The organism is Halolamina salina (assembly GCF_042678005.1).
GTDB lineage: Archaea > Halobacteriota > Halobacteria > Halobacteriales > Haloferacaceae > Halolamina > Halolamina salina.
Genome location: NZ_JBHUDH010000159.1, coordinates 1 through 4,011, shown reverse-complemented (window position 1 = coordinate 4,011; position 4,011 = coordinate 1). Strand labels below are relative to the sequence as shown.

General features: G+C 66.7%; 3 protein-coding genes. 2 read left to right on the top strand and 1 reads right to left on the bottom strand.

Annotation, left to right across the window (positions count from 1 at the left end):
- Nucleotides 1-288: 288 nt before the first annotated feature.
- Complete coding sequence (locus ACFR9S_RS13025; protein WP_379732000.1) at nucleotides 289-1,635, bottom strand: alkaline phosphatase family protein; 1,347 nt, start codon at nucleotides 1,633-1,635, stop codon at nucleotides 289-291.
- Between the two features lie 168 nt (nucleotides 1,636-1,803).
- Here ACFR9S_RS13025 and ACFR9S_RS13020 point away from each other — a divergent pair, with 168 nt between their 5' ends.
- Entirely contained in the window at nucleotides 1,804-1,977 is a 174-nt protein-coding gene (locus ACFR9S_RS13020; protein ID WP_202594637.1) for an HVO_0416 family zinc finger protein, read from the top strand.
- Nucleotides 1,978-2,049: 72 nt separating this feature from the next.
- Entirely contained in the window at nucleotides 2,050-3,921 is a 1,872-nt protein-coding gene (locus tag ACFR9S_RS13015; protein ID WP_379732001.1) for a UvrD-helicase domain-containing protein, read from the top strand.
- Nucleotides 3,922-4,011: the final 90 nt, after the last annotated feature.

Here is a 4,011-nt window from a genome sequence, read left to right as displayed (position 1 = left end):
ACGAGCGACCGTAGGGAGCGAGTCGGCTGGGGAGGTCTGTGGGCTGTGCGGGGCGGTGCGGTCACAAGGTGCCAACGATCGAGGTGCTGTTGCTGTCGCGGTCGCCGTTCCAGAAGTCGCCGGTCGAGCTGTTGTCGCGGTCGCCATTGCTGAAGCCGACGATCGAGCTGCTGTCTCAGTCACCGTTCCAGAAGTCACCGAATCGAGCTACCCTCCCCCTCACGACCGGGCGTCGATACGAAACACCCTCAATTCAGGGGGAAAACACAGAGTACGACGACCTGAGAGTCAGTTCCGAACGAGGCTCGCGCCGTCGAACTCGGTTCGGCTGAAGTCGACCTGCATCATGTCGAGGATCGTCGGCGCGATGTCGAGCAGGTCGCTGTCCTCGATGTTCGCGTCGGGGGTGTCGATGAACAGCGAGGCGTTGTCGAAGCTGTGCATCCCGTTCCGCGGGCCTTCGGCGAACACGTCGGTGCCGCCGGTGAAGCCGGCCTTGAGGTCGAACCCGTGGTTGGGGATCGCCACCAGGTCCGGCGCGATGTCGTCGTGGTCGCCGCGGAACGCCTGCTCCTTCTCGACGACGCGCTCGCAGACCTTCCGCCCGTCGGGACCTTCGAGCGCTTCGAGCTCCGCCTTGAGCTCGTCGCGGACCTCGTCGTACTTCCCCTCGGGGACGCTCCCGCGGGGCTCGCGGTTCTCGAGGTTGATGTAGAACCGCCCGGGGATCAGCGAGTACGCCCGCGTGTCGTCGGCGATGTCCCCGAGTTCCTCGTGGCCCTCCTCCTGGTAGGAGAGCCAGCCCTCCTGCTCCAGCCACTCGTTGAGGTGGACTTCGTAGTCGAGGCTGGTGAACCCGTGGTCGGAGGCGACGATCAGCGTGGCGTCGTCGGGGAGGTCCTCGCGGATCTTCCCGATGTACTCGTCGACCTGCCGGTAGAACTTCATGAACGCCTCCTTCTCGGGACCGTCGCGCTCGTAGTCCTCGAACAGGAAGTGGTTCACCCGATCGGTCGTCATGAACACGCCGAAGAAGAGGTCCCAGTCGTCCTGATCGAGGTAGTGTTTGAACGCCTCGTAGCGCTTGTCGAGCGTCGCGTGGGCGTCCTGCATGAACGCCGACTTGTCCTCGTGGCCCTGCTTCACGTCGGCGTCGATCTTGTAGTCGATCGACTGGAGGTACTCGGCGAGCGCGTCGGGGTAGGCGGCCTTCTCGACCGACGGCGAGAGGAAGCCCGAGACCATGCGCTGGACGTTGCGCTGGGGCGGGAACGTCACCGGGACGTTCAGCACCGTCGCGTCGCGGCCGTCGTTGGCGACGCGGTCCCAGAGGCGGGTGGCCTGCACGTCCCGGCCCATCGGGACGTACGTGTCGTACGTGCCGATTTCACGGTCTTGGAAGCCGTAGACGCCGGTTTCGCCGGGGTTGACGCCGGTCGTGAGCGAGGGCCAGCAGGCGCTCGATTCGGGCGGGACGATGCTGTCGATCGGACCGGCACTCCCTTCCTCGGCGAGCGCGGCGAAGTTCGGGAACTCGTCCGGATGCTCGTCGAGCAGACTGAACGGCACGCCGTCGATACCGAGGAAGACGACTCGGGGATCGCTCTCGCCCCGGAGTCGGTCGAACAGTCCCATGCCTCGTCGTACCGTCGATTACCTTAAGAACCTTCCCTCTACGGAGTGTTCTCGGGCCGACGGTCGTGCGGCCCGCGCCGTCGACGCCGGTGGGGGGAGCGTCGACGCGGAGGGGGTGTGGCATAGGGGCACAAGATTTACTTAGTCGTGTGGCATACTGTGACATGCATGGCGACGTCAGAGCAGCACTCCGCCGACGAACTGTTCGACGAGTTCCTCGAAGACCGTGGGCACGACACACGGGGATGGGAGGAGTCCTACAACAAGAAACAGTGTCCGGACTGCGGCGGCCTTCACGAGTCCAACGCGGTGGAGTGTTCGGTCTGTGGCTGGCGGCCCTGAGCCACGGACGCTCCGTTCTCGCCTTTCTCGCGAACCCACTCCCTTATGGGGGATGGGTCCTTGTAACCTCCAATGACCGAGACGGACGCGCACGTCACGCGCCTGTTCGGCGGCCCCGGGAGCGGGAAGACGACGGCCCTCCTCGATCGGGTGGAGGAGCTGCTCGAGGACGAGGACGTCACCGTTCGGGACGTGCTCGTGGTCTCCTACACTCGCGCCGCCGCCGCGGAGATCCGCGAGCGGCTCGCCGAGCGCCTCGACACGACGCCGCGGGCGCTACAGGGCAACGTCTGTACGATGCACGCGAAGGCGTACGAGCTGCTCGACCTCTCGCGGGGCGACGTGGTCGGCGAGAGCGACAAGGAGGAGTTCTGTGAGGAGTACGGCGTCGAGTACGAGGACGAGAAGTCCGGCGCCGGCCGACGGACCGCGCGATCGACGACGCTGGGCAACAAGGTGATCGCCACCTCCCAGTGGCTCCAGCGCACCGACCGCGACGTTGCCGACTGGTACGATGTGCCGTTCAAGTGGGACGTAGAGGAGGTCCGCCTCCCGCCGGACATCGACCCCAACGCACAGGAGGGGAACAAGTACACGCCGACGTGGCCCTCCGACGACGACCGCCTCGACGTGCCCGAGGCGATCCGCGGCTGGCGCAGCTACAAGGGGGAGAACGGCGTCATCGGCTTCGCCGACATGCTCGAACGCGTCGCCCAGCGCTCGCTCCAGCCCAACGTCGACTACCTGATCATCGACGAGTTCCAGGACATCACGACGCTGCAGTCGAAGGTGTACGAGGAGTGGAAACCCCACCTGGAGAAGGCGCTGATCGCCGGCGACGACGACCAGGTCGTGTACGCCTGGCAGGGCGCCGACCCCGACCTGCTGCTCGACGAGGAGGTCGACGAGGACGTGGTGCTGCCGAACTCCTACCGCCTGCCCTCCCGCGTGCTCAACGTCGTCAACAAGGAGATCCGGCACATCGACAAGCGACAGGAGAAGGACCTCCGGCCCCGGAAGGAGGGCGGCACCGTCGAGGCCGCCGAGTCGCCGTCGATGCTCGAACTGGTGCGGAACGTCCGGCACACGATCGAGCAGGAGAACGCCCGCGAGGACGGCGACGGGAGCGTGATGCTGCTGTTCCGGGCCCGCTACCAGATGTTCGACTTCGTCGACGAGTTCATCGACGAGGGGATGCCGTTCTCCTCGCTGACCGACCAGCGGCTCTGGACCGACCGGCTGACCGACTACGTTCGGGCGATCGAGGCCGTCGAGGCCGGCGAGCGACTCACCGCGCTCCAAGCGCGGCGGCTGGCGGATATCCTCCAGGAGTCCGCCTTCGGCGGCGGCGATCGCGACGACCTCTACGACCTGATCGACGAGGTCGAGGAGCAGTCCGCGACGGACGACCTCGCGGAGATCCCGGTCGCGCCCGACGCCGTCGAGGACGTGGTGCCGTTCATGCCCGACCCGCGTAGCGCGGCGGACATGGCCCGGAAGATCACCTCGTTCCAGCGCAAGTCGATGAAGGCGTACTTCGAGGGCGACTACGAGGGGATGGACCCCGACCGCGTCCGCGTCGGCACGATCCACTCCGCGAAGGGTCGCGAGGCCGACCACGTGTTCGTCGCGACCGACCTGACCGAGAAGGTGGTCGAACAGATGGCCGCCCAGGCCGACCAGCAGGGGCTCGACATCCCGGGCGACGAGGAGTTCACCAAGACGACCGATCCCGTCCCGATGCTGACGGACAACGAGCGCCGCGTGTTCTACGTCGGGATGTCCCGGGCGCGCGAACGCCTGGTGCTGATGGAGAACCTCGTCACCGGCGCGCCGACGCTGCCGATCAGCGTGGTGCTGTTCGACGAACTCAGAGACGAGCCACCGTCGGAGCTGATCGACGAGGTACAGGAGTCGTTGGAGGCGCCGGAACCGGAGCCGTGAGCCGGCCGCTCGCCCCCGGCGCACCCGAAGTCGCCACGGACCACCCCGACGCCCCACAGACCGATCTGTCGCCGATCGCGGGAGCGGTCG

Coding starts and splice junctions, on each gene's coding strand:
- ACFR9S_RS13025 (WP_379732000.1), bottom strand. CDS start 1,635: ATGGGACTGTTCGACCGACTCCGGGGCGAGAGCGATCCCCGAGTCGTC.
- ACFR9S_RS13020 (WP_202594637.1), top strand. CDS start 1,804: ATGGCGACGTCAGAGCAGCACTCCGCCGACGAACTGTTCGACGAGTTC.
- ACFR9S_RS13015 (WP_379732001.1), top strand. CDS start 2,050: ATGACCGAGACGGACGCGCACGTCACGCGCCTGTTCGGCGGCCCCGGG.